This window comes from Variovorax sp. LjRoot84 (genome assembly GCF_964254305.1).
GTDB lineage: Bacteria > Pseudomonadota > Gammaproteobacteria > Burkholderiales > Burkholderiaceae_C > Variovorax.
On the sequence record NZ_CAXUTE020000001.1, the window covers coordinates 5,118,389 to 5,143,595 of the forward strand.

General features: G+C 69.1%; 14 protein-coding genes. 10 read left to right on the forward strand and 4 right to left on the reverse strand.

The window, feature by feature from the left end; genetic code table 11:
- Nucleotides 1-12 precede the first annotated feature (12 nt).
- Nucleotides 13-1,110, reverse strand: coding sequence for a class I SAM-dependent methyltransferase (locus ACSQ9I_RS25370; RefSeq protein WP_436314908.1), 1,098 nt, complete (start codon nucleotides 1,108-1,110; stop codon nucleotides 13-15).
- 17 nt (nucleotides 1,111-1,127) lie between these two features.
- On the opposite strand from ACSQ9I_RS25370, the gene ACSQ9I_RS25375 reads away from it, so the two are divergent.
- The 10 genes from ACSQ9I_RS25375 (at nucleotide 1,128) to ACSQ9I_RS25420 (ending at nucleotide 19,703) form a co-directional block, all read left to right on the forward strand.
- Nucleotides 1,128-1,928, forward strand: a complete 801-nt coding sequence (locus ACSQ9I_RS25375; protein WP_436314910.1) for an SDR family oxidoreductase — start codon at nucleotides 1,128-1,130, stop codon at nucleotides 1,926-1,928.
- Nucleotides 1,925-2,314, forward strand: a complete 390-nt coding sequence (locus tag ACSQ9I_RS25380) for a dihydroneopterin aldolase (RefSeq protein ID WP_436293590.1) — start codon at nucleotides 1,925-1,927, stop codon at nucleotides 2,312-2,314. Before ACSQ9I_RS25375 ends, ACSQ9I_RS25380 begins: the two co-directional genes overlap by 4 nt.
- Nucleotides 2,314-3,225 (forward strand): tRNA 2-thiocytidine(32) synthetase TtcA, encoded by a 912-nt coding sequence (gene ttcA, locus ACSQ9I_RS25385; RefSeq protein ID WP_436305414.1) that lies wholly within the window; start codon nucleotides 2,314-2,316, stop codon nucleotides 3,223-3,225. Before ACSQ9I_RS25380 ends, ttcA begins: the two co-directional genes overlap by 1 nt.
- 28 nt (nucleotides 3,226-3,253) lie before the next feature.
- Nucleotides 3,254-3,880: a DUF4136 domain-containing protein gene (locus ACSQ9I_RS25390; RefSeq protein WP_436314911.1), complete on the forward strand. Its 627-nt coding sequence runs from the start codon at nucleotides 3,254-3,256 to the stop codon at nucleotides 3,878-3,880.
- Between the two features lie 44 nt (nucleotides 3,881-3,924).
- Nucleotides 3,925-4,563 (forward strand): histidine phosphatase family protein, encoded by a 639-nt coding sequence (locus tag ACSQ9I_RS25395; RefSeq protein ID WP_436293592.1) that lies wholly within the window; start codon nucleotides 3,925-3,927, stop codon nucleotides 4,561-4,563.
- 332 nt (nucleotides 4,564-4,895) lie between these two features.
- On the forward strand, nucleotides 4,896-12,224 hold the full coding sequence (locus tag ACSQ9I_RS25400) for an amino acid adenylation domain-containing protein (RefSeq protein ID WP_436314912.1): 7,329 nt from the start codon (nucleotides 4,896-4,898) through the stop codon (nucleotides 12,222-12,224).
- The gene (locus tag ACSQ9I_RS25405; protein WP_436314913.1) at nucleotides 12,221-17,236 is read left to right on the forward strand and encodes an amino acid adenylation domain-containing protein; all 5,016 of its coding nucleotides are present in this window, start codon (nucleotides 12,221-12,223) and stop codon (nucleotides 17,234-17,236) included. The genes ACSQ9I_RS25400 and ACSQ9I_RS25405 overlap by 4 nt, the downstream gene beginning before the upstream one ends.
- Nucleotides 17,237-17,246: 10 nt before the next feature.
- Complete coding sequence (locus ACSQ9I_RS25410) at nucleotides 17,247-17,966, forward strand: 4'-phosphopantetheinyl transferase family protein (RefSeq protein ID WP_436305419.1); 720 nt, start codon at nucleotides 17,247-17,249, stop codon at nucleotides 17,964-17,966.
- A complete protein-coding gene (locus ACSQ9I_RS25415) occupies nucleotides 17,963-18,769 on the forward strand; it encodes an alpha/beta fold hydrolase (RefSeq protein ID WP_436314914.1) in 807 nt (268 codons plus the stop codon). The genes ACSQ9I_RS25410 and ACSQ9I_RS25415 overlap by 4 nt, the downstream gene beginning before the upstream one ends.
- On the forward strand, nucleotides 18,762-19,703 hold the full coding sequence (locus ACSQ9I_RS25420; protein ID WP_436314915.1) for an alpha/beta hydrolase family protein: 942 nt from the start codon (nucleotides 18,762-18,764) through the stop codon (nucleotides 19,701-19,703). The genes ACSQ9I_RS25415 and ACSQ9I_RS25420 overlap by 8 nt, the downstream gene beginning before the upstream one ends.
- A gap of 28 nt (nucleotides 19,704-19,731) precedes the next feature.
- Here the strand turns inward: ACSQ9I_RS25420 and ACSQ9I_RS25425 are convergent, their stop codons facing one another.
- From ACSQ9I_RS25425 to ACSQ9I_RS25435, 3 genes are all read right to left on the reverse strand, one after another.
- Entirely contained in the window at nucleotides 19,732-20,523 is a 792-nt protein-coding gene (locus ACSQ9I_RS25425; RefSeq protein ID WP_436314916.1) for a GSU2403 family nucleotidyltransferase fold protein, read from the reverse strand.
- Nucleotides 20,524-20,780: 257 nt separating this feature from the next.
- Nucleotides 20,781-23,933 (reverse strand): efflux RND transporter permease subunit, encoded by a 3,153-nt coding sequence (locus ACSQ9I_RS25430; protein ID WP_436314917.1) that lies wholly within the window; start codon nucleotides 23,931-23,933, stop codon nucleotides 20,781-20,783.
- On the reverse strand, nucleotides 23,930-25,183 hold the full coding sequence (locus ACSQ9I_RS25435) for an efflux RND transporter periplasmic adaptor subunit (RefSeq protein ID WP_436314919.1): 1,254 nt from the start codon (nucleotides 25,181-25,183) through the stop codon (nucleotides 23,930-23,932). The genes ACSQ9I_RS25430 and ACSQ9I_RS25435 overlap by 4 nt, the downstream gene beginning before the upstream one ends.
- Nucleotides 25,184-25,207 lie beyond the last annotated feature (24 nt).

The window sequence follows — 25,207 nt, forward strand, 5'->3', positions numbered from 1 at the left end:
TGTCCAACCGCTTCAGAGCGTGTGGCTGCGGTCGCCCTCGGCAAAGCCCAGGGCGTCCCAGGGCTCGCCGGCCGCGAAGCCGATCACCTTGAACAGCTCGCCCATCTCGTGCTCGTGGATCAGGCGCGCGGCGAGCGTGCGCTCCGCCAGGGACGCCTGCTCCATCATCGGCAGGATGCCCGCGTTGAGCAGGAACCTCGCCTGGCTCGTGTAGCCCAGCACCTCGAGGCCGGCCTCCTGGCCCGCGAGCGCCACACCGGTGAAGTCGACGTGGGCCGTGATGTCCTTCTCCCCCACCTCCGCCAGCGGATCGCCGTCCGCCTGGTGGCCGCGGTGGCACATCACGGTGCCCATGTGGCGCTGCGGGTGGTAGTACTCGGCTTCGGGAAAGCCATAGTCGATGAAGAAGGCCGCGCCCTCTTTCAGCCTGTCGGCCAGCGTGGCAATGAAGGCCTTGGCCTGCGGATGGATTTCGGTCAGGTAGTCGTGCGCGCCCTCCACCTCCACCGGCGGCCGCAGTTCGGTCGGACGGTCTTCCCAGGCGAAGCCCTCGCCCCGGCGCACCACGCCGCGCTCGAACCACGCACCGCCGCCGCGCGCCAGCAGCTGCACCGGCATCGCATCGAGCACCTCGTTGCCGACCACCACGCCGCGCATCGTCTCCGGCAGCTCGGCCAGCCACTCGACCTTGCCGGCGTGGCGCGCCAGCGCCTGCTGCTGGCGCTCGCGCAGCGTGCCGGACAGGTCGACGATGCGATAGCGCTCGACGCGATCGCCCAAAGCGTCGAGCAGCTGCAGCGCGAGCGCGCCCGAGCCGGCACCGAACTCCCAGAGCTCGTCGGTGCCGGTCTTCGCCAGCGCCTCGGCCACCTGCACGGCCAGGGCGCGGCCGAACAGCGGCGTGAGCTCGGGCGCGGTCACGAAGTCGCTGCCCGAGGCGGGCATCTGGCCGAACTTGCGGCTCGCGTTGGCGTAGTAGCCCAGGCCCGGCGCATAAAGAGCCAGGGCCATGAAACGGTCAAATGGCAGCCAGCCTCCGGCGCGCTGCAGGGTGGCATCGATAATCCGGGTCAAGGGGGTGGCGCGTTCCGCGCTGTGCTCCTGGTTCATACGGGAAATCTATCAGGATGGCTGAATCGACCCCACGCCCCGGCGTGCTCGTGACCGGCGGCGGCCAGCGGCTCGGCGCCGCGGTCTGCGAGGCCTTCGCGCGCGCGGGCTGGACGGTGTGGTGCCAGTCCCGCGCCTCGCGCGCGCAGGCCGAGGCACTGTGCGCGCGCCTGCGCGACGAGGGACACCGTACCACGGCCATCGAAGCCGACATCGCGAGCGAAGAGGGACGGCGCGCGCTGATCGCCAAGGTCACGGCCGACGGCCCGCTGGGCTGCATCGTCAACAACGCCTCGGCCTTCGAGCCCGACACCGGCCTGGATTTCGACGCCGATGTCGCGCTGCGCCAGCTCGGCGTGAACCTGGTCGCGCCGCTGTCCCTGGCACGGCTGCTCGCGAAGAGCGCCGCGCCCGGCGACGGCATCGACCGTTCGGCCATCCACATCCTGGACCAGAAGGTCTACAACCTGAACCCCGATTACTTCTCCTACACGGTGTCCAAGCTGGCGCTGGAGCGCGCCGTGGCGTTGCAGGCCCAGTCGCTGGCGCCCGCGGTGCGGGTGTGCGGCGTGGCGCCCGGCATCCTCTACACCAGCGGGCCGCAGAACCAGGCCAACTTCGAAAAGGCCTCGCGCGCCAACCTGCTGCGCCGGCCCATCGATCCGGCCGACGTCGCCCGCGCCTGCGTCTTCCTCGCCGGCACGCCCAGCGTGACGGGCACCACCCTTTGCGTCGACAACGGCCAGCACCTGGTGCCGCTGGCACGCGACATCATGTTCGTCGTCGACGAGCTGCTGAAAAAAGGCTCCACGCCATGACCACTGCCGCCCTCGACCCTCTTCTGCTCTCGTGCCGGCGCGTCTTCCTGCGCAACTACGAGGTCTGGATCAACATCGGCGTGCACGAGTTCGAGAAGCGCGCCGAGCAGCGCGTCATCATCAATGTCGATCTCTACGTGCCGCTGGACGTCTCGACGCCGAAGTCGGACGATCTCGACGAAGTGGTCGACTACGACTTCATCCGCCGCACCGTCGCCACGCGCCTCTCCAAGGGCCACATCCACTTGCAGGAAACGCTGTGCGACGACATCCTGACGCAGGTGCTCGCGCATCCCAAGGTGCAGGCCGCGCGGGTGTCGACGGCCAAGCCGGATGTGTACCCCGACTGCGAGGCCGTCGGCGTTGAAGTTTTCAGGAGCAAATGATGAGTGCGGTATGGATCGACGAAGCCCCTTCGTCCACCAACAACAACGTGAAGATCGAGCGCGAGACCCACAAGCTCGAAAAGCGCCTGTGCCGCGAGGTCGGCCGCGCGATCGTCGACTACAACATGATCGAGGAAGGTGACAAGGTCATGGTCTGCGTCTCGGGCGGCAAGGACAGCTACGCGCTGCTCGACATCCTGCTCAAGTTGCGGGCCCGCGCGCCGATCCACTTCGACATCGTCGCGGTCAACCTCGACCAGAAGCAGCCCGGCTTTCCCGAAGATGTGCTGCCGGGCTACCTCACTGCGCTCGGCGTGCCCTTCCACATCGAGGAGCAGGACACGTACTCGATCGTGAAGCGCGTGATCCCCGAGGGCAAGACCACCTGCGGCCTGTGCAGCCGTCTGCGCCGCGGCATCCTCTACCGCGTGGCCGACGAGCTCGGCGCCACCAAGGTCGCGCTGGGCCACCACCGCGACGACATGCTGCAGACCTTCTTTCTCAACATGTTCTTCGCGGGCAAGCTCAAGTCGATGCCGCCCAAGCTGGTGAGCGACGACGGCCGCCACATCGTGATCCGGCCGCTGGCCTACGTGGCCGAGAAGGACCTGGTTCGCTGGGCCCAGCACCGCGAGTTCCCGATCATTCCGTGCACGCTCTGCGGCAGCCAGGAGAACCTGCAGCGCAAGCAGGTGGGCGAGATGCTGCGCGAATGGGACCGCAAGCACCCGGGGCGCGTCGAGAACATGTTCAATGCGCTGCAGAACGTGGTGCCTTCGCATCTGCTGGACGGAACATCCTTCGACTTCAAGGGTCTCAAGGCCACCGGCGTGGCCGATGCCGAAGGCGACAAGGCATTCGACGCACCCGAGTTCCCGGCGCCGTCCGCGCTGCGCATCGTGCAACTTTGAGGGACGGCGCTTCCACGAGGAGATCCGCATGAAACTTGCGCTCACCGCCCTGGTGCTGACCGTCGGCCTCACCGGCTGCGCCACCCGTTGGGTGGTCGACAGCGAGGTGAAAAGTTTCTCCAACATCAGCGCGGTTCCGGCCGGTGCCACCTACCGCTTCGAGCGCCTGCCCTCGCAGCAGGCCAGCGAGGCTTCGCAGCAACAGCTCGAAGCGATGGCGGGCGCCGCGCTCGAACGCGTCGGCCTGCGCCGCGACGACGCCAACCCCCGCTACACGGCGCAGATCGGCGCCCGCGTGACGGCCGAGCTCTCGCCCTGGGCCGACCCCTGGTTCTACGGCGGCGGGCCATGGGGGCCCTACCGCTACGGGCGCTACGGCTCGCCCTGGTACGGCCGGGGCTGGTATGGCGGCGGCTGGTACGGACCGGCCTTCCCGCCCGCCTCGAACCCCTGGTATGCGCGCGAGGTCAGCATCGTGCTGCGCGAACTGCCGTCCAACCGCGTGGTGTACGAAACCCATGCGCGCAACGACGGCCCCTACACGGCCAGCGCGACGGTGCTGCCGGTGATGTTCCAGGCTGCCTTGCAGGGCTTTCCGAATCCGCCGAAGGGCGAACGCCGGGTGGACATCGAGGTCTCGACCGCCAAGAACTAGAGTCTGTTAGCAGGCCCTAGGGTTCACCCCTAGAATCGCCTCGGATGGAGGTCACCCGCCTGATTGCCGTGCGCCACGGCGAAACCGCATGGAATGTCGACACCCGCATCCAGGGGCAGCTCGACATCGCCCTCAACGACACGGGCCTTTGGCAGGCCCGGCGCGTCGGGCAGGCGCTCGCGGAAGAACCCATCGCCGCCATCTATGCCAGCGACCTCGCGCGCGCATGGCAAACCGCGCTCGAAATCGCAGCGCCGCGCGGCATCGAGGTGAAGGCGGAGCCGGGGCTGCGCGAGCGGGCCTTCGGTCACTTCGAAGGCCGCACCTTCGCCGACATCGATGCCACCCTCCCCGACCAGGCCCGGCTCTGGCGCACTCGCGATCCGGCCTTCGCGCCGAATGGCGGTGAGTCGCTGCTGACCTTCAGGGAGCGCGTGACCGGCGTGGCGGCGGGGCTCGCAGCGCGGCACCCGGGCGAACTGGTGGTGATGGTGGCGCACGGCGGCGTGATGGACGTTCTCTACCGCGCGGCCACCGGGCAGGAACTGCAGGCTCCGCGCACCTGGCACCTGGGCAATGCCGCCATCAACCGCCTGCTCTGGACGCCCCAGGGCTTCACGCTCGTGGGCTGGGGCGATACCGGACACCTGAGCGAGGGGTCGCTCGACGAAGCCGCGGCCTGAACCAGGCCTGATCCGCTAAAAATAGAACTTTTCTATGAGTTCTCGCCGTCCACGCGGCGTTTCTTGTACTTCCTTTGTATTCAAAATGTAAAAAGGGAGGCAGAATCGTGTCCACACCGTCCTACAGCAGTCGCAACCAAATGCGTCGAATGTTGCAGAGCATCCAAACGACATAGGCTGGGCACATAGCCTTTTGTACGGTGGCGCGACGCATCGTCAAGGGGCAATATCCGGCACATGGAGTGAATGCTTTGTAGTTACTCTTAATAGATACATGTAGGCCGGCGTACGAGGCAAGGAAGCAACAGCGCTAACAGCGGAGCCACCAGTTCATGGAACAAGGACCTCAACCCAATTCCTCGACCGACGCGACAGCGCTTTCGCTGGGGGACCTGTTCGTACCCCGTGCCGGCGCAGCGGGGCAAGCCGCGGTGCAAGTCTCCAGCCTCGATATCCCGCCGGCACTCGCGACCCGGTGGGCCGCGCAGGCCCAGGTGTCCGGCTTTCTGCCGGACACGCTCTTCGCCGCTTCATGGATCCTGCTTCAATCCCGCTGGCTGGGCCTGGCGGCGGTGGAGTTTCACGAGGCACCGGGTGCAGGCGTCGCGGTGAACTGCGACGACACCACGACAGCGCAGCAATGGCTGGCCGCGATCGACAGCGCACGTCGCAACAGCGTCGTCGCATCGACGGCCGGATCGCCGCCCCCTTTTGCGCTCTGGCTCCGTGATGGCGCGAGCGCCGGCCAGGCCGACGCGCCTTCGCTTCAGCTGGAATTCCATGCGCCCGCGGGCCGGCCGGCGACGCTCCGGCTGGCCGCCACCGCTTCGCTGATGGACAGCGCGATCGAAGTCGGCCTGCTGCTGGCCATCGCCGACACCGCCTCGGACCTGCTCGATCGCCCCGCCGCGAGCCTGCGCGAGATCCGCACGCTGCCGGCCCTCGACAGCCAGCGCCAACTGGAAACATGGAACAGCGCCGCCTCGGCCTATGACGCGGCGCTGACCGTCCACGCCATGTTCGACCGCCAGGTCGCCCGCCGGCCCGATGCGATCGCGCTCGTCGGCGACGCAGGTGCGCTGAGCTACCGCGAGCTGGCCGAGCGCGCCGAACGGATGGCGCGCCGCCTGCAGGCGCACGGCATCCGTGCCGGCGACACCGTGGGCGTGATGCTCGACCGCTCGAGCGCGGCCGTGATCGTGATGCTCGGCATCCTGAAGGCCGGCGCCGTCTATGTGCCGGTCCAGCCGGATTTCCCGGTCGAGCGCATCGCCTTCATGTTCTCGCATTCCGACGTTGGCCTGGTCGTGACGCAGGCCGCGTACCGGCAGCTGGTGCCGAGCGAGCGGGCGCTGCTGTCCATCGACGACGATGCCGGCCAAGATGCCGCGCTGCCGCCGCTCGCACCGGCCGCGGCCGACGGCGAATCGGTGGCCTACGTGATGTACACCTCCGGCTCGACCGGCACGCCCAAGGGCATCGAGATCTGCCATCGCTCGATCCTGCGCCTCGTGGTCGACGCGCACTATGTCGAACTCCGTCAGGGCGAGGCCATGCTGCATGCGGCGCCGCTGGGCTTCGATGCCTCGACGCTGGAGATCTGGGGCCCGTTGCTCAATGGTGGCATCTGCGTGGTGCATGACGAGAAGGTGCCCACGGGCGCCGGCCTCGCACGCACCATCGCCCAACACTCGGTGAAGACCGCCTGGCTCACCGCCGGCCTGTTCAATGCGGTGGTCGACGACGATCCCGCGCAACTCGCAGGCCTGCGCCAGCTGCTCACCGGCGGCGAGGCGCTGTCGGTGCCGCACGTGCGACGCGCGCTCGCGGCGTTGCCCGGGCTCACGCTGATCAACGGTTACGGACCGACCGAGTGCACCACCTTCGCGGCCACGCACCGGATTGCGCGGGACCTCGCGGCCGACGCGCGCTCGGTGCCCATCGGCCGCCCGATCAACGACACCGTGCTGCGCGTGCTGAGCCCCTCGATGGCGATGTTGCCCGCCGGCCTGGTCGGCGAGCTCTGCATCGGCGGGCGCGGCCTGGCGCGCGGCTACCTGCAGCGCCCCGACCTGAGCGCCGAACGCTTCGTGGCCGATCCCTTCGGCGGGCCCGGCGAGCGCCTCTACCGCACCGGCGACCAGGCGCGCTGGCTGCCCGACGGCAGCATCGAATACATCGGCCGCATCGACGGCCAGGTGAAGATCCGCGGCCATCGCATCGAGATCGGCGAGGTCGAGGCCGCGCTGCTCGCCCATCCCGGCATCAAGTCCTGTGCGGTCGTGCCGCGCGCGGACGCGGCAGGCCGGCTGCGCCTCGTCGCCTACCTCGTGGCGCGCGGCGCCGAGCTGCCCTGGACCACGCTGCGCCAGCATCTCGCCGATCGCCTGCCCGAAGCCATGCTGCCCGCGGCCCAGGTCTGGCTCGAACAGCTGCCGGTCACGACCAACGGCAAGCTGGACCGCCGCGCACTGCCCGAGCCGCCGCGGCAACGGCCCGAGCTCGCACAGCCCTTCGAGGAAGCGCGCAGCGACACGGAGCGCCGCGTCTGCGCCGCCTTCGCGCGCGCCCTGGGCCTTGACCAGGTCGGCCGCAGCGACAACTTCTTCGACCTCGGCGGCGATTCGCTGCTGGTGCTCAGGGTGCTGCGCGATCTGCAGCAGGGCAGCGAACGCCGCCTCTCGAGCAACCTGTTCTTCCGCCAGCCGACGCCCGCGGCTCTGGCCGCCGACATGCAGGCGCAGGACGACGAGCCCGCACCGCCGCAACGCGAGCGCACACCGGCAGCAAGACCGGCGACCGGCAGCGACATGGAACCGGTGGCGCTGATCGCCATGGCCGGCCGCTTCCCGGGCGCCGCCGATGTCGAACAGTTCTGGGACAACCTGATGGCCGGCCGCGAGTCGATCAGCTTCTTCGACGACGCGACGCTGGACGCCGGCGTCAGCGCCGCGCTGCGCGCCGACCCGCTCTACGTGCGCGCCCGCGGCGTGATCGACGACATCGATCAGTTCGACGCTGCCTTCTTCGGCATCAACCCGAAGGAAGCGGAGCTGATGGACCCGCAGCAGCGCGTCTTCCTCGAGATTTGCTGGGAATGCCTGGAGCGCGGCGGCTACGTGCCCGACCAGACCCCCGGCCCGGTGGGTGTGTACGGCGGTATGTCCAACGCGACCTATTTCCAGCGCCACGTCTCGACGCGGCCCGACCTGGTCGAGATGATCGGCGAGTTCCAGGTGATGCTGGCCAACGAGAAGGACTACATCACCACCCGCGTGGCGAACAAGCTCAACCTGACCGGCCCGGCCGTGAGCGTGCACACCGCCTGCTCGACCTCGCTGGTGGCGATCGCCCAGGCCTTCTTCGCGCTGCGCACCGGCCAGTGCCGCATGGCGCTGGCGGGCGGCGCCTCCGTCACCTGCCCGCCGAAGAGCGGCTATCTCTACAACGAAGGCTCGATGCTGTCGCCCGACGGCCATACGCGCAGCTTCGACGCCAAGGCCAAAGGCACGGTGTTCAGCGACGGCGCGACGGTCGTGCTGCTCAAGCGTCTCTCCGACGCGATCGCCGACGGCGACACCATCTACGCGGTGCTGCGCGGCGCCGGCATCAACAACGACGGCGGCGCCAAGGCCAGCTTCACCGCGCCCAGCGTGGACGGCCAGGCCGCGGTGATCGAAGCGGCGCTCGCCTCGGCCGGCGTCGAGGCGCGCAGCATCTCCTATGTCGAGACGCACGGCACGGCGACGCCGATGGGCGATCCGATCGAGGTCGAAGGCTTGACGCGCGCCTTTGCCGCGCACACCGCCGACATCGGCTTCTGCACCATCGGCTCGCTGAAGAGCAATGTCGGCCACATGGTCACCGCTGCGGGTGCGGCCGGCCTCATCAAGACCGCCCTCGCGCTGCACTGCGAGGCGATCCCGGCCAGCCTGCACTACGACGCGCCGAACCCGGCCATCGATTTCGAGGCCACGCCCTTCCGCGTGAACAGCCAGCTTCGCCCCTGGCCGCGCGAGGCCGCGCCGCGACGTGCCGGCGTCAGCAGCTTCGGCGTCGGCGGCACGAATGCGCACGTGATCGTCGAGGAAGCGCCGCTCGCCGCGCCCTCCGATGCGGCGAACGGCCCGCAACTGCTCACGCTCTCTGCGCGGACGCCCGCGGCGCTCGCCGCCGCCGCCACCCGGCTGGCCGATCACCTCGACGCGCACCGCGAACTGTCCCTGGCCGACGTCGCCCACACGCTGCGCGTGGGACGCAAGCAGTTCGCGCAGCGCGCCTGCGTGGTGGCCGAATCCATCGACGAAGCCGTGACGGCCTTGCGCAGCGCCGATTCGGCCGCCCGCGCCGGCGCCGCGGTCAATGCCTGGGTGCCGCAGCCGGTCTTCATGTTCCCCGGCCAAGGTGCGCAATACGCCGGCATGGGTCGCACGCTGTATGCCGGCGATGCCGTCTTCCGCGCCGCCTTCGACGAATGCCTGCAGGCCTTCGAGGGCGTGCTCGGCTTCGACCTGCGCGAGCGCATGTTCTCGGACGATGCAGCCGCGCTGGCGCCGACCTCGGTCACGCAGCCGGCGACCTTCGCGCTCGAATACGCGCTGGCGCGCCAGCTCATGGCGCTCGATGTGAAGCCGGCCGCGATGATCGGCCACAGCGTCGGCGAGTTCGCCGCCGCCGTGCTGGCCGGCGTGATGCGGCTCGAGGATGCGGCCCGCCTGGTCGCGCGGCGCGGCGCGCTGATGCAGGCATTGCCCGCCGGCACCATGCTCTCGGTGCGCCTGCCGGCCGCCGAGCTGCAGCCGCTCCTGCCCGAAGGGATTTCGCTCGCGGCCGACAACGGCCCGGCGGTCTGCGTGGCCGCGGGCCCGAGCGATGCCATCGAGAAGCTGCGCGCCGAGCTCGAAACCAGGGGCATCGTCGCCAAGACGCTGCAGACCTCGCATGCCTTCCACTCGGCGATGATGGACGCGGCGGTCGCGCCCTTCGAGGCGCTGGTGCGCGAGACGCCGCTCGCCCTGCCCCGCCTCCCGATCTACTCGACCCTCACCGGCCGCCTCCTGAGCGACCAGGAAGCGACCGACCCGCACTATTGGGCGCGCCACCTGCGCGAGACGGTGCGCTTCTCGCCCGCCGTGCGCGAAGTGCTGGCCCAGCTCGCGCATCCGCTCTTCGTCGAGATCGGCCCGCGCAACACGCTGGCGACGCTGGTGCGCCAGCACGCGAGCAAGGCCTTGCCCGCGCCGGCGGTCTCGCTGCTTGCCGACCAGCCGAGCAGCGAGAGCGCGGCCTGGCGGCTCGGCGCCGGCCGGCTCTGGGCCCAGGGCGTGGAGATCGACCTGGCCGCCCTCGATACGCGCGCACGCAAGCAGCGCGTGCGCCTGCCCACCTATCCCTTCGAACGCAAGCGCTTCTGGGTCGACATCGCGTCGGCGCCGGCCGCCGTTGCACTGCCCGCCGAAATTCCTGCCCCATCCGTGCCCCTGACCCCATCGATTCCGGAGTTGACAATGACCGTCGCCACTTCCGCGCCACCCGCGCGCCGCGCCTCCCTCGTCACGCGCCTGCGCGAGCTGTTCGAGAACCTCTCGGGCGCCGACATGGCCGACGTCGACGGCGCCGCGCCCTTCGTCGAGATCGGCCTCGACTCGCTCACGCTCACGCAGGCCGCGCTGCAGGTCAAGAAGACCTTCAAGGTCAACCTGACTTTCCGGCAGCTGATGGAAAGCTATCGCAGCTTCGACGCGCTGGCCGAGTTCCTCGACGCCACGTTGCCGCCGGATGCTGCAGCAGCGGTGGTGCCGCAGGCCGCGCCGGCGATGCCCGCCGCCGTGCCGCAGCAGCCGGTGCTTGCGGCGCTGCCGGCAGCGCTGCCGGCCATGCAGCCCGCGGCGGCCATGGCGGGCGGCAACGGCAGCCTGGTGCAGCAGGTCATCGCGCAACAGATGCAATTGATGCAACAGCAACTCGCATTGCTGTCGGCGGCGCCGACGGTTCCGGCCAGCCCTGCGCTGCCGGCCCCGGCGGTGGAGCAACCCACGCCCATGGCCACCGCCGCGGCCACGGCGTCCAACACCCCCGAGCCGGCTGCCACCGAGGAGCCGCTCCCCGTCGCGCCGAAGTACGACGTCAAGAAAGCCTTCGGCGCCATCGCGCGCATCCACACGCAGAGCAAGGAGCCGACCGAGCGCCAGAAGGCACGGCTCGCCGCCTTCATGCGCCGCTACGTCGAGCGCACGCAGAAGAGCAAGGCCTTCACCGAGCGCAACCGCCCGCACATGGCCGACCCGCGCGTGGTCAACGGCTTCCGGCCCGCGACCAAGGAGATCACCTACCAGATCGTGATCGAGCGCTCCAAGGGCTCGCGCATGTGGGACATCGACGGCAACGAGTACGTCGACACGCTCAACGGCTTCGGCATGAACCTCTTCGGCTGGACGCCCGACTTCATCAACGAGGCGGTGAAGAAGCAGCTCGAGCTCGGCTACGAGATCGGCCCGCAGCATCCGCTGGCCGCCGACGTGACCCGGCTGCTGTGCGAGCTCACCGGCTTCGACCGCGCGGGCCTGTGCAACACCGGCTCCGAGGCGGTGATGGCGGCGCTGCGCATCGCGCGCACCGTCACCGGCCGCAGCACCGTGGTTCTCTTCACCGGCTCCTACCACGGCACCTTCGACGAAGTGCTGGTGCGCGCGGGCCGCAACGCCAAGGGCATGTCGGCCGCGCCCGGCGTGCTGCAAGGCATGTTCGGCGACGTGCGCGTGCTGGACTATGGCACGCCCGAGGCGCTCGAATTCATCCGCGCCAACGCCGAGGACCTGGCCGCCGTGCTGGTCGAGCCGGTGCAGAGCCGCCGGCCCGACTTCCAGCCGCGCGAGTTCCTGCGCGAGGTGCGCGCGATCACCGAAAAATCCGACACCTGCCTGATCTTCGACGAGGTCATCACCGGCTTTCGCTGCGACCTGGGCGGTGCGCAGGCGCTGTTCGGCATCCGCGCCGATCTCGCCACCTACGGCAAGGTGCTGGGCGGCGGCTTCCCCGTCGGCGTGATCGCCGGCAGGCGCCAGTACATGGATGCGCTCGACGGCGGCCCCTGGCAGTACGGCGACGATTCGGTGCCCACCGTGGGCGTGACCTACTTCGCCGGCACCTTCGTGCGGCATCCGCTCGCGCTGGCCGCGGCCAAGGCCGCGCTCGAGCACCTGAAGGCAGACAACAACAAGCTGCAGACCCAGCTCAACCTGCACACCGCGGCCATGGCCGACGAGCTCTCGGCCTTCTGCCGCGAGGTCGGCGCGCCGGTCGAGATCCGCTACTTCTCCTCGCTGTGGCGCGTGAGCTGGCTGGAAGACCATCCGCTGCAGGACCTGCTGTTCGCGATGATGCGCAGCCGCGGCGTGCACATCCTCGACAACTTCCCCTGCTTCATGACGGCCGCGCATTCGCAGCAGGACATCGCGACCATCAAGTCCGCCTTCAAGGAATCGATCGCCGAGATGCAGGAAGCCGAGCTGCTGCCGCGCCGCGCCGCGCCCAAGACGGTGCTCGACCCCTCGCATCCGCCCGCACCCGATGCGCGGCTGGGCCGCGACAAGGATGGCCAACCCGCCTGGTTCGTGCCCGATCCGAACGCCCAAGGCAAATTCACGAAGTACAAAGCATGATCGACGCAGTCGCCACCCTGTCCGCCGAGGACGCCACCGAGGATTTCGATCCCTTCGCCTCGGGCCTGATCGAGCGGGTCGTCTCGACCACCGAGGCGCAACGCGAAGTCTGGCTCGGCGATCGCCTGAGTCCGGAAGCCTCGCTCGCCTACAACGAGACGCTCCGGCTGCGGCTCAAGGGCACGCTGGACACGCGTGCGCTCGCCAGCGCACTCGACCGGCTGGTCGCGCGCCACGAATCGCTGCGCGCCACCATCTCGCCCGATGGCACGCAGTTGCTGATCGGCGAGGCCGCTCCGGTCCACATGGCCGAACACGACCTCGGCGCGCTCGATGCGACGGCGCAGAAGCGCAGGCTCGAGGAAGACGGCGTGGCCGCCGTGCTCGAGCCCTTCCAGCTCGAACAGGGTCCGCTCTTCAGGGCCGCGCTCTACCGGCTGTCGCCGATCGACCATGTGCTCGTGATGAGCGCGCACCACGCGGTCTGCGACGGCTGGTCCTGGGGCGTGATCAGCCAGGACCTCGGTAGTCTCTATGCCGAACAGATCGGCGCCGGTCCGGCATTGGAGCCGGCGGCCCAGTACTCCGACTACGCCGCCTGGGAGGCGCAAGAGGCGAACAGCCCCGAGATGGATGCCCACGTCGGCTACTGGCTCTCGCGCTTCGCCGGCGGCAGCCTGCCGGTGCTGGAGCTGCCGCTGGACCGCCCGCGGCCTGCCGTGCGCACCTTCAATGCCTACCGCATCGACCACGTACTGAGCCAGGACCTGATCGACGGCCTGCGCAAGGTCGGCGCCGTCTCGGGCACCAGCCTGTTCGCGACCATGTTCGGCGCCTTCGCCGCGACCCTGCACCGCCTCACGGCGCAGGACGACCTGGTGATCGGCATCGCCGCCGCGGGCCAGATGCCCAGCGACATGCCCTCGCTGGTGGGCCACTGCGTCAACCTGCTGCCGATCCGCGTGGCGGTCGACGCCCAGGCTCGCTTCGATGCGCTGGCGCGCCAGTCGGGCAGCGCCCTGCTCGACGCCTTCGAACACCAGACCCTGACCTACGGCGCGCTGCTCAAGAAGCTGCCCGTGCCGCGCGACCCCAGCCGGCTGCCGCTGGTGAACGTGCTGTTCAACGTGGACCGCGATGCCGCGCCCAACGAAGGCAACTTTCCCGACCTGCAGGTCGAGCAGAGCACCATCGCGCGCCGCTACGAGAACTTCGAGCTCTTCCTCAACGTGACGCCCGTGGTGGGCGGCATGCAGATGGAGGCGCAGTACAACGCCGACCTCTACGACGACGCGACCGTGCGCCGCTGGCTCGGCATGTATGAATCCCTGCTGCGCGCCGTGGTGCGCGATCCGACGCGGCCGGTCGGCCGGCTCGACCTCCTGTCGCCCGCCGAAGCGCATGCTCTCGCGGCCCTGCAGCCGGCGCCGACGACGCTGGAAGGCGCGCCGCTGATGCATGCGGGCTTCATGACGCATGCAGCGACACAGCCCGCACAGCCGGCCTTGCGCGATGGCGCCCAGCGCATGAGCTACCGCGAACTCGACGAACGCTCGAATCAATTGGCCCATGCGCTGCGTGCGCGCGGCATGGGCCGCGGCGAACGTGTCGGCCTGTGCCTGGACCGCGGCTTCGACATGTTCGTGGCCCTGCTCGCGGTGCTCAAGAGCGGCGCCGCCTATGTGCCGCTCGACCCCGCCTTCCCGCAGGCGCGGCTGGACTACTACGCCGAAGACGCGAAGCTCGGGCTGCTGCTGACCAGCTCCTCGATCGCCGCGGCGCCGAAGATGTGGCGCGAAGACGCGGCCGACCGCGTGCTGCTGCTCGACCTGGACACCAGCTGGCAGAACGAAGCGCCCACGCCGCTCGTGCCCGGCGCGCAGGATGCGCAGGGCGAAGACACGGCCTACGTGATCTACACCTCCGGCTCGACCGGCAAGCCCAAGGGCGTTTGCGTGCCGCACCGCGCGGCGGCGAACCTGATGCAGACCATGCAGCGCGAGCCGGGCATCGGCGCGAGCGATCGCATGGCCGCAGTGACCACGCTGTCCTTCGACATGGCGGTGCCCGAGGTGATGCTGCCGCTGGCGGCGGGCGCCGAGATCGTGATCGTGCAGCGCGAGGTCGCGATGGACGGCAACCGGCTGCGCGCGCTGCTCGAGTCCGAAGCCATCACCATCCTGCAGGCCACGCCCGGCATGTGGCGGTTGCTGCTCGATGCAGAGTGGTCGGGTCCGCGCGGCTTCCGCGCCTGGATCGGCGCGGAGCCGGTGCCGGCGGATCTCTCGCTCGAATTGATGGGCCGCACGAGCGAGCTCTGGAACCTCTACGGACCGACGGAAACCACCGTGTGGTCGACCGTCTGGCGCATGGAGCGCCCGATCGTCGCGGCGCGCGGCGTCTCGATCGGCCGCCCGATGGCGAACACCGGCGTCTGGATCCTCGACAGCAACCTGCAGCCCTGCCCGATCGGCGTGCCGGGCGAGATCTGCATCAGCGGCATGGGCGTGACACTGGGCTACCTCGAGCGGCCCGAGCTCACGGCCGAGCGCTTCGTGACGACCGCCATCGACGGCGTTGACACGCTGATCTACCGCAGCGGCGACCGCGGCCGCTGGCGCAACGACGGCCTCTTGGAACACTTGGGCCGCTTCGACTTCCAGGTCAAGGTGCGCGGCTACCGCATCGAGCTCGGCGAGATCGAGGCGCGCTGCAACGAGGCGCCGGGCGTGGCGCGCAGCGTGGTCGTCACGCGCGAAGACCAGCCGGGCGACGTGCGCCTGGTGGCCTACCTCGCGGCCTCGCCGGGCGCCACGGTCGACCTGGCCGCGCTCGACCGCCATCTGCGCAGCCGCCTGCCGCAGTACATGGTGCCGCAGCATGTGGTCGGCCTCGACGCCATTCCGCTCTTGCCCAACGGCAAGGTGGACCGCAAGGCGCTGCCCAAGCCCAGCGCGACGCGGCAGGAGACGAGCGAGCGGCTGGCGCCGCGCAACGAGCGCGAACGCATCGTGATGGAAACGATGGAGCGCGTGCTCAACCTGCCAGGCCTCGGCATCCGCGACGACTTCTTCTCGCTGGGCGGCCATTCGCTGCTGGCGGCGCGCCTGGCGACCCTGCTGAGCCGCGAGTTCGAGCTCACGGTGCCGCTGCGCATGCTGTTCGAGGCGCCGACGGCCGAACGGCTGGCCGCGGCGATCGAAGGCCTCGACGGCAGCAACGCGCCGCGCAGCGCACCCATCGCGCATGTCGCGCACCGCAGGAGCGCACCGCTCACGCCGATGCAGGAGCGCATCCGCTTCGTGGAGGAGCTGCATCCCGGGCGTCCGACCTACAACGCCCCGTCCGCGCACCGGCTCGGCGGGCCGCTGGACATCGAGAAGTTCAAGGCGGCGCTGCGCGTGATGATCGAGCGGCAACCGTCGCTGCGCACCGCTGTCGGTGCCGATGCGGCCACCGGCGCACCGGCCGCGCTGATCGCGAAGGAGCTGGCCTACGAGCTGCCGGTGATCGACCTCGGCCACCTGCCCGAAGACCAGCGCGAAGCCGAGCTGATCGAGCGCATGCACGAAATGGCCGACCAGCCGATCGACATCCATCGCGCACCGATGTTCCACGCGGCGCTCTACAAGATCGCGGCCGACGATCATGCCTTCGTGTTCGTGCCGCACCACCTGATCTGGGACGGCTGGTCCTTCGACATCCTGCAGAGCGAGCTGTCGGCCATCTACGGCGCGCTGGTGCGCGGCGAGGCGCACGGCCTGCCCGAACTGGCCGTGACCCACGGCGACTATGCCGACTGGTATGCGCGCTGGCTCACCGAGCCCGAGGCCGAACTCCAGCTGCGCTACTGGAAGGACCGCTTCGCGAACTCGCCGACGCCGAAGGCGCCGCGCACCGACATGCCGCGCCGCGCCGGCATGAGCGGTCAGGGCGGCGCGCACTGGATCAATGTCGACAAGGCGCTCACCGAGCGGCTGCGCGAGACCGGCCAGCGCCACGACGTCACGCTCAGCATGCTGACCCTGGGCGTCTATATTCTCATGATGAGCAGCATCATCGACAGCCGCTCGATCGTCATCGCCACGCCGGTGCGCGGCCGCGAGGCGCCCGAGCTCGAGCCGGTGATGGGTTTCTTCAACAACGTGCTGCCGCTGTCCTTCCAGGTCGACCGCTCGCTGCGCTTCGGCGAGTTCATGCGCTATGTCAAGCAGGAGCTGATCGCGGTGATGAGCCACCAGCAGATCCCCTTCGAGCGCCTGGTCAGCGAGCCGGAGTTCGTGGAGCGCGCGCAGGGCGTGGGGCTCTACCAGGCCCTGTTCTCGTTCCAGGATGCGCGCGAGCGGCCGCGCGACATCGGCGGCCTCCAGCACCGCCAGATGCACCTGCCGCAGCGCGGCGCGACCGACGATCTCGGCATCTGGCTGATGGACAAGCCCGACGGCCTCGAAGGCGCGGTGGTCTACAACGCCGACATCTACAAGCGCGAGACCGGCGCCGCCTTCAAGGAGCGCTACCTCGAGCTGCTGCGCCTGGTCGCGCAGCAGCCGGACGCCACGCTGGAAACCATCGCGGCGCCGGCCGGCTCGAACAGCGCGAGCTACCTGCAGCGGCTCGCGGCCGACGCGGCGCCGGCGCCCACCGCAGCGCAAACCGTGGCCGCGCGACCGCGGCAGGCGCAGCCGCAGGTGCTGCTGTTGCCCGAACAGGCGAAGCTGGCCCAGATCTGGGCCAGCGCGCTCAGCATCGACGTCAACGACATCCATGCCCACGACAACTTCTTCGACCTGGGCGGCGACTCGCTGCTCGCGATGCGCGTGATCCAGCAGGCCGAACAGGTGATGGGCTTCCGCGTGGAACCGCGCCGCTATGTGTTCGAAGGCCTGGGGCAGCTGGCGTCGGCCGCTGCCGGCATCGCGCTCGACGCCTTGGCCGCGGCGTCGGCGGAGGGCGAGTCGCGGCGCGGCGGCCTGCTCGGCCGCGTATTCTCCGGCTGGAGCCGCAAGAGCTGACAAGGCCACCATGACGATCACACAACTCCCCTCCTCGGCACATTGCCGCCTCTGGCAGGTCGACCTGGACGCCACGCCGGCGCCGCAGGCGGTGGCTTCCTTGTCGGAGGCCGAGTGGGAGCGCGCCCGGCGCTTCGTCTTCCGGCGTGACCGCAACCGTTTCGTCGCCGCCCATGCAGCCCTGCGCGAGACGCTGTCCGCGCAATGCGGCATTCCCGCGAGCCTGCTGGAGTTCGACCACGGCGCCTTCGGCAAGCCCACGCTGGTCGAGCATGCGCAGCTGCGCTTCAACCTGAGCCACAGCCAGTCGGTGGCCTTGATCGCGGTCTGCGACGAGGCCGAAGTGGGCGTCGATGTCGAACTGCTGCGCCCGATGCCGGACGCGGCGGCGCTGGCCGCCAGCTACTTCACCGAGGCCGAGCGGCATGCGCTGGCCCAGCTCGAACCCAGCGCACGCGACCGCGCCTTCCTCGCCTGCTGGACCCGCAAGGAGGCCTGCCTGAAGGCCACCGGCATGGGCCTCTCGGTCGACACGCGCAGCTTCGACGTGGGCGTGGTGCCCGATTCGCGCGAAGTGAAGATCACCTCCGCCGATGGCGTGGTGCGCCTGGCGCTGTCCTCCTTCCATGATGTCCAGGGCGCCCTGTGTGCAGTGGCACGGGTGCTGATATGCGAAGAGGCGGTTGTCGTACAGCGCCTGCCCGCCGTCGAAAGCGAGACTTACGCATGACTCCGATGCTCTTCGGCCCGGCCTCGCGGCAGCTCTTCGGGCTCTTCCATTCGCCTGAGCGCGAGAGCAGCATCGCGGTGCTGATCTGCCCGCCCCTCGGGCAGGAGGCGGTCCGCGCGCATCGCCTGTTCCGCGTGCTGTCCGACCGGCTCGCGCGTTCCGGCGTGGCGGTGCTGCGCTTCGACTACCACGGCAGCGGCGATTCGCCCGGCGAGGACACCGACGGCGATCTCGAAGGCTGGCGGCGCGACGTCTGCACCGCGCACGAGGAGCTGCGGCGCCGCGCCGGCAGCCGGCGCATCGTTTGGCTCGGCGCGCGCCTGGGCGCCGCGCTGGCGGTGCTGGCGGCCAAGAGTGGGCGCTGCGATCCGGCCCGGCTGATCCTGTGGGACCCGATCGTCGACGGTGCGCGCTACGTCGAGGAGCTGCGCGCCGGCCACGTGGATGCGCTCGAACGTTCCTTCTGCGTGCCGGACCCGGCATGGCGGCGCCGGCTGGCGAAGGACGGCGATTCCTTCACCGACGAGATCTTCGGCTTCGGCGTGTCGCCGATCCTGCGCCAGCAGTTGCGTGCGCTCGGCCCGGAAGCCCTGCAGCTCACGGCGCTGCACGAAACGGTGGTGCTCGCCGATGCCGATGACCATATTGCCCATCAATGGGCGGGCAGGGAGACGGCCCGCCACATGCCGCTGCGCGTCACGCCGTTCCAGCATCCCCTGATCTGGACCTCCGATCCGCATCCCAATAACGCGATGGTCCCCACCGAGGCCCTGCAACGCTTGCTGGCAGAAGTCCATGAATGACTACAAGGAAATCCCCGTCCAGTTCGGGCCCGACGGCTCGCTGATCGGCGTCATCACGACGCCCTCAGAGGGCTCGCTGGCGCCCGTCGCCTGCCTCATGCTCAACATGGGCGCGAACCACCGGATCGGGCCTCGGCGCATCAACGTGAAGCTGGCGCGGCAGATGGCCGCACGCGGCATCAGCAGCATCCGCTTCGACCTCGCGGGCCTGGGCGACAGCGGCCCGGCCGGCGGCTCCGAGCATTTCCTCACGCAGGCGGTGTTCGATCTGCAGTCGGCGATGAACCTGATCCAGACCATGCTCGGCATCCGACGCTTCATTGCGATCGGCCTGTGCTCGGGCGCCACCAACGGGCTTTCGCTCGCCGTTGCCGATGCGCGCGTGATCGGGCTCCTGATGTTCGACGGCTACGCCTTCCCCGGCCGCCGGGCGCGCTGGGAGCGCACCTTGCACCGCGCGCTGGCGGTGCCGACCAATCCGGCCGTGATCGGCAAGACGGTGCGCTGGCTGCAGCGCAAGTTCTCGGCCAGCGCCGCGGCCGCCGCCTCGCCCAGCATCTTCGAGCCCGAACCGCCGGAGGTCACGGCCGCGCTGTTCCGCCGCTCGATGACGCAGCTGGCGGAGCGCAACGTGGCGGTACTGCTTTTCTACACCGGCACCATGCACGTGACGGATCGCCACCGCGACCAGTTGGGGCCCTTTGCCGACGAGCTCTTCATGCAGCAGTTCGAATACGAGTTCATCGGCGAGATCGACCACAGCCTCACCTCGATGGCCTCGCAGCAGATCTTCATGAAGGTGGTGTGCGATTGGGCGCTGCGCGTGACGCATGGCGGTACGGCCTCGGCCCATTCCGCTGCAACGGGTCGCGCCGGCACGCATGCGGGCGCAGCGCGCAGCGCCGCGGCCTGGCAGCGCGATCCGGTGCATTGAACGCCCCTTCTTCGTCCGTTTCCGGTGCTCAGACCACCAGCAGTCCTTGGTCCAGCAAGTCCTGCACGATGTCCGCCTGCAATCGGTCGCGGCGGCGCTTGGCGACCTCGCGCTGCAGAGCCGCTTCTGCCAGCCAGCGCTTGAACTCCACGAAGGTCGCCGGCGCGATAGTGCTCATGAGCGCCATGCGGCCAGTGGGCGAAATGACCACGTGCTCGAAGCTCGGTGCGCTCGTGAGTACCGAGGCGCGGACAGCCTGGACCGGCCACAGGTCGCCTTCGTCGGCAGAGAACCGGAAAGAGTGAGGGTCATCCTCCACGGGTTGGCGACGCAGGAAGTCGACTTCGAAGCCACGGGCGTTGATGGCCGTTTCGTTGTGCCCTTCCTTGCGCTCGAAGCTCGGGTCGGCTCTCTTGAGCACCTTCAGTACCGAGGAGTCCGACTGCTCGAGGTCAGTCATGAATTGCACCCTGCGCGCATCCCACAACAGGTCGACGTCTTGCGTGGCCAGCGCGCCCGGCGCGACGCGAACACTCGCGGCCGTTTCGTAGGCATACAAGGCGTATGTGCCCACGACGGTAAAGTGCTTGAACAGCCCTGCATCTTCAAGCGCCTGAAGCAGCCGAACGACCAGATCAGGGGTACGGCCCGTCTTCAGCGCCTTGTTCATGCGCTCAGCCTCGGTGAGCGCTTCACGCAGCGATTGCAAGCGCGACTCGAGCGCCTTCTTCCGCGATATGTACTCCGTGAAGGTGCGTTCGGTTTGCTCCGAGCGGGCGCCCAGCCGCTCTTGGACGCGGCGGCGCGGCTTGGTCTTCACCAGGTACTCATACGCTCCCTCCCGCTTCCAAATACATGCTGCCGGCGCAAGCTTCGACCTGGCGCTTGACGCGTCGAAACTCGCCGAAGACGGTCATCGAGTCGATGACCTGGCGGGCCGCGTTGTCGGGAAGTGGGAGGTAGTTCATCACCGCAAAAATACAGAAATCTGAATTTATGCGGTGAATCGATATAAATCAACAACTTAGACGGCGGCTACGGGACCGGGCCGGCCAGGGCGGATGGCTCCCAGCGGCGCTATCCAGCCGCCCCCGGCGCCACGTGCGCCAGCTTTTCCTCAGGCAGTTCCTGCATCGGCCCGCTGCCGCTGTAGCGGTCCAGCGCGAGGTAGATCGCCGGCGTGATGTAGAGCGTGATCACCTGCGAGAAGATCAGCCCGCCGACCACCGCCACGCCCAGCGGCTGGCGCAGTTCGGCGCCGGCGCCCAGGCCCAGCGCGAGCGGCAGTGCGCCCATCATGGCCGCCAGCGTGGTCATCATGATCGGGCGGAAGCGCAGCCGGCAGGCCTCGCGGATCGCATCGACCGGCTGCATGCCCTGGGTGCGCTGCGCATCGAGCGCGAAGTCGATCATCATGATCGCGTTCTTCTTGACGATGCCGATCAGAAGCAGGATGCCGATGGTCGCGATCAGCGTCAGGTCGAAGCCGAAGAGCTTGAGCGACAGCAGCGCGCCCACTGCCGCCGAAGGCAGGCCGGCCAGGATGGTCAGCGGATGGATGTAGCTCTCGTAGAGCACGCCCAGGAGCACGTAGATCACCAGCACGGCCAGGATCAGCAGCACCGCCTGGCTGGCCTGCGAGCTCTGGAACACCGCAGCGTCGCCGCCGTAGCCCGTGATGATCGAGGCCGGCATCTTGAGCTCGGCCTTGAACTGGTCGACCTTGGCGGTCGCATTGCCCAGCGGCACGTCGGGCGCGAGGTTGAAGGACACCGTCACGGCCTGCAGCTGCCCCTGGTGGTTGACCGAGGTCGGGCCGACGGTGCGCTTGACCGTCGAAAAGGCCGACAGCGGCACCAGCTGCCCGGCCTTGTTGCGCACCGAGAGGCGTGTCATGTCCTCCTCGAACTGGCGGTCGTCGTCGGCCGCCGAGAGGATCACCTGGTAGGTGTTGCTGGGGCCGTAGATGCTGCCGATCTGCCGGTCGCCATAGGCGTTGTAGAGCGCGGTGCGCAGGTCGCCGACCTCGACGCCGAGCACGCCGGCCTTGTCGCGGTCGATGTCGATGGTGGCCTGCAGGCCGCGGTTCTGCGAATCGCTGGTCACGTCGCGGAAGGCCGGGTCGGCGCGCATGCGCTCCATCAGCCGGTCGGCCCAGACGTTCATGGTGCCGGCGCTCACGCTTTGCAGCGTGTACTGGAAGCGCGCCTTGCTCTGCCGGCCGCCCAGGCGCAGGTTCTGCAGCGGCTGCATGTAGGCGGTGATGCCCGCGATCTCGCGAAAGCGCGTGCGCAGGGACTCCATCACCTGCGCCATGGCGGCGCGTTCTTTGCGCGGCTTGAGCACCACGAACAATCGGCCGGCATTCTGCGTGGAGCTCGAACCGCCGACGCCGACGAAGGAGTTGACATAGGCCACGTTCGGATCGGCCTGTACGGCCTCGGCCACGCGATCCTGCAAGACCTTCATCGCCGGGAACGAGATGTCCTCGGCGGCTTCGGTCGTGATGAAGATCTGCCCGATGTCTTCCTCCGGGAAGAAGCCCTTCGGGATGACGATGAACAGCCACGCCGTCAGCGCGAAGGTCGATGCGGCGACGACCAGCATGAGCTTGCGATGATGCAGCGTCCAGTCGAGCGAGCGCAGGTAGCTGCCGTGGACCCAGCGGTAGCCCCGCTCGAAGCCGCGCCCGATTGCAGTGCCCGGCTCCGGGTGGCCTTCCTCATGGTCCAGGGCGCCGTGGGCACGCGGCGTATGCCGGAGCAGCCGGCTCGCGAGCATCGGCACCAGCGTGAGCGACACCACGGCCGAGACCATGACCGCGAGGCCCACCACCACCGCGAACTCGTGGAACAGCAGGCCGATCACGCCCGGCATGAAGAAGATCGGGATGAACACCGCCACCAGCGAGATCGAGATCGAGATGATGGTGAAGCCCACCTCGCGCGCGCCGCGCAGCGCGGCGGCCATCGGCTCCATGCCCTTCTCGACGTAGCGCATGATGTTCTCGAGCACCACGATCGCGTCGTCCACCACCAGCCCGACCGCCAGCGTGATGCCCAGCAGCGACACGTTGTCCAGGCTGTAGCCGAAGGCGGCGAGCAGCGCCACCGCGCCGATCAGCGAGATCGGGATCGTGGCGGCCGGAATCAGCGTGGCCACCACGCGGTGCAGGAACAGGAAGATCACCAGCACCACCAGCAGCACGGTGCCGAGCAGCGTCAGCTGCACGTCGTGCACGGCCTCGCGGATCGAGATCGAGCGGTCGTTGACCATGTTGATCTCGACCGACTGCGGCAGCTCTTCCTTGAAGCGCGGCATCAGCGCGCGCACTGCGTCCACCACCTGCACCGTGTTGGCGTTGGGCTGCCGCTGCACCGCCAGCGAGATCGAGTTCTGGCCGTTGAAGCTGCTCCCGGTCTTGACCGACTCGAAGCTGTCCTCGACGGTTGCGACCTCGTCCAGACGCACCGGCGCCCCATTGCGCTGGCCGACGATCAGCTTGGCGAAGTCGGCGGCCTTCATCAGTTGCTCGTTGGCCTGGATCGTGAGCGTCTGGCGCGGGCCGTCGAGCACGCCGACCGGGGTATTGGCATTGGCCGAGCGCACCGCGTCGGCCAGCTCGTCGAGCGTGATGTTGCGCGCGTTGAGCAGGTCGGCGTTGGCCTTGACGCGCACCGCGAAGGCCTTGCGCCCGTAGACCACGACCTGGGCCACGCCGTCGATGGTCGACAGCGTCGGCGAGATCAGGTTCTCGGCATAGTCGTTGAGCTCGGCCGGGCTCATCGACTGCGACACCATCGCGATGAACAGCACCGGCGCGTCGGCCGGGTTGACCTTGCGATAGGACGGCAGCTGGGTGAGTTCGATCGGCAGCTGCCGCTGCGCGCGCAGCAGCGCAGCCTGGACGTCGACCGCGGCCGCATCGATGTCGCGGCTGCTCACGAACTCGAGCGTGATCGAGGTCACGCCCTGGGTGTTGACCGAGCTGATGATCTGCAGCCCGGGGATGGTGGAGAACTGTTTTTCGAGCGGCAGCGCGACCGAGGAAGCCATGGTGTCCGGACTGGCGCCCGGCAGCTGCGCGTTGACGTTGATGACCGGCGTGTTGTAGCTCGGCAGCGCCGCGACCGGGATCTGGAAATAGGCAAAGATGCCGGCCACCACCGCGGCGGCAGAGAGCAGCACCGTCATCGCCGGACGACGGATGCAAAGCTCGGAGATGTTCATGAGCGCTCCCGCTCCGCGACCAGGCTGGCGTTGGAAGGCGCGACCGAGGCCGCGCTGCCGGGCGTGGCCTCGGGCGTCGCGCCGCCGGGCCGCTGCTGTTGCTGTGGCGTGGCCGCTGCGTCGAGGCGCACCTTGCCGCCGGGACGCACGTTCTGCTTGCCTTCGATGACCACCTGCTCGCCCGGCTCGACGCCGCGCACCGCGACCTGCGTGCCGAAGCTGTGGAGCGTCTCGACCTTGCGGCGCGCGGCCGTCTTGTTGGCATCGACCACGTAGACCGAGCTGCCCTCGGTCAGCATCATGATCGCGGCCGCCGGCACCACCGTCGCGCCCTCGATGGTGCGCACGGTGACGCGGGTCTCGACGAACTGGCCGGGCCAGAGGCCCTGGTCGGCGTTGTCGAACACCGCCTTGGCGCGCACCGTACCGATCAGCGGGTCGACCGTGTTGTCGACGAAATTCAGCGCGCCCTTCATCGGCGCCTTGCGCCCGGTCACGAGCGCCTCGACCGGCGTGTGCGAACGGGCCGCGGCCAGCAGGTCCTGCAGCTTTCCTTCGGGCACCGGGAAGCTCACCGCGATCGGGTCGAGCTGCGTGATCGTGACCAGCGACAGGCTGGGCTGCACCAGCGTGCCCGGATAGATGTTGACGGCGCCGATGCGCCCGGCGATCGGGGCGCGCAGCGTCGCATAGCCCAGCGCCACCTGCGCCGATTGCACCGCCGCGCGATCGGCCGCCACCGCGGCGCGCTGCGCCTCGAGCTGCGACAGCGTCGCGTCGGCCGCAGCCTTGGCGATGAAGTTCTGCGCCACGAGCTCCTGGCTGCGCTTGTACTGGCGCTCGAGATCGGCCATCGTGGCCTCGTCCCTCTGCTGCTGCGCCCGCGCCTTGGCGAGGTTGGCCTGGTCGGGACGGTCGTCGAGCGTGAAGAGCAATTGGCCCTCCTTCACGAACTGCCCTTCCTTCACATGCACCTCGCGCACCGTGTTGGTCACCTGCGGGCGCAGGTCCACACTGTTGAGAGAAACCACGCTGCCGTTGACCTGCACCGTGACCGGCACGTCCTGCCGCTGCGCGGCGGCCAACGTGACCAGCGCCACCGCGCCCCCGTTGGGCGCCGCACCCTTGCCCGCGGTCGGCGCGCCGGCTTCTGAAGCGCTGCGCGTCTTGGCGCCGGACCACCACCAGGTGCCGGCTGCGGCGGCGACGATCAACACGCCCGCAAAGGTGAGGACGAGGTTCTTCTTCATGGGGCGTATACGTTGGATCGTGGG

Coding starts and splice junctions, on each gene's coding strand:
- ACSQ9I_RS25370 (WP_436314908.1), bottom strand. CDS start 1,110: ATGAACCAGGAGCACAGCGCGGAACGCGCCACCCCCTTGACCCGGATT.
- ACSQ9I_RS25375 (WP_436314910.1), top strand. CDS start 1,128: ATGGCTGAATCGACCCCACGCCCCGGCGTGCTCGTGACCGGCGGCGGC.
- ACSQ9I_RS25380 (WP_436293590.1), top strand. CDS start 1,925: ATGACCACTGCCGCCCTCGACCCTCTTCTGCTCTCGTGCCGGCGCGTC.
- ttcA (WP_436305414.1), top strand. CDS start 2,314: ATGAGTGCGGTATGGATCGACGAAGCCCCTTCGTCCACCAACAACAAC.
- ACSQ9I_RS25390 (WP_436314911.1), top strand. CDS start 3,254: ATGAAACTTGCGCTCACCGCCCTGGTGCTGACCGTCGGCCTCACCGGC.
- ACSQ9I_RS25395 (WP_436293592.1), top strand. CDS start 3,925: ATGGAGGTCACCCGCCTGATTGCCGTGCGCCACGGCGAAACCGCATGG.
- ACSQ9I_RS25400 (WP_436314912.1), top strand. CDS start 4,896: ATGGAACAAGGACCTCAACCCAATTCCTCGACCGACGCGACAGCGCTT.
- ACSQ9I_RS25405 (WP_436314913.1), top strand. CDS start 12,221: ATGATCGACGCAGTCGCCACCCTGTCCGCCGAGGACGCCACCGAGGAT.
- ACSQ9I_RS25410 (WP_436305419.1), top strand. CDS start 17,247: ATGACGATCACACAACTCCCCTCCTCGGCACATTGCCGCCTCTGGCAG.
- ACSQ9I_RS25415 (WP_436314914.1), top strand. CDS start 17,963: ATGACTCCGATGCTCTTCGGCCCGGCCTCGCGGCAGCTCTTCGGGCTC.
- ACSQ9I_RS25420 (WP_436314915.1), top strand. CDS start 18,762: ATGAATGACTACAAGGAAATCCCCGTCCAGTTCGGGCCCGACGGCTCG.
- ACSQ9I_RS25430 (WP_436314917.1), bottom strand. CDS start 23,933: ATGAACATCTCCGAGCTTTGCATCCGTCGTCCGGCGATGACGGTGCTG.
- ACSQ9I_RS25435 (WP_436314919.1), bottom strand. CDS start 25,183: ATGAAGAAGAACCTCGTCCTCACCTTTGCGGGCGTGTTGATCGTCGCC.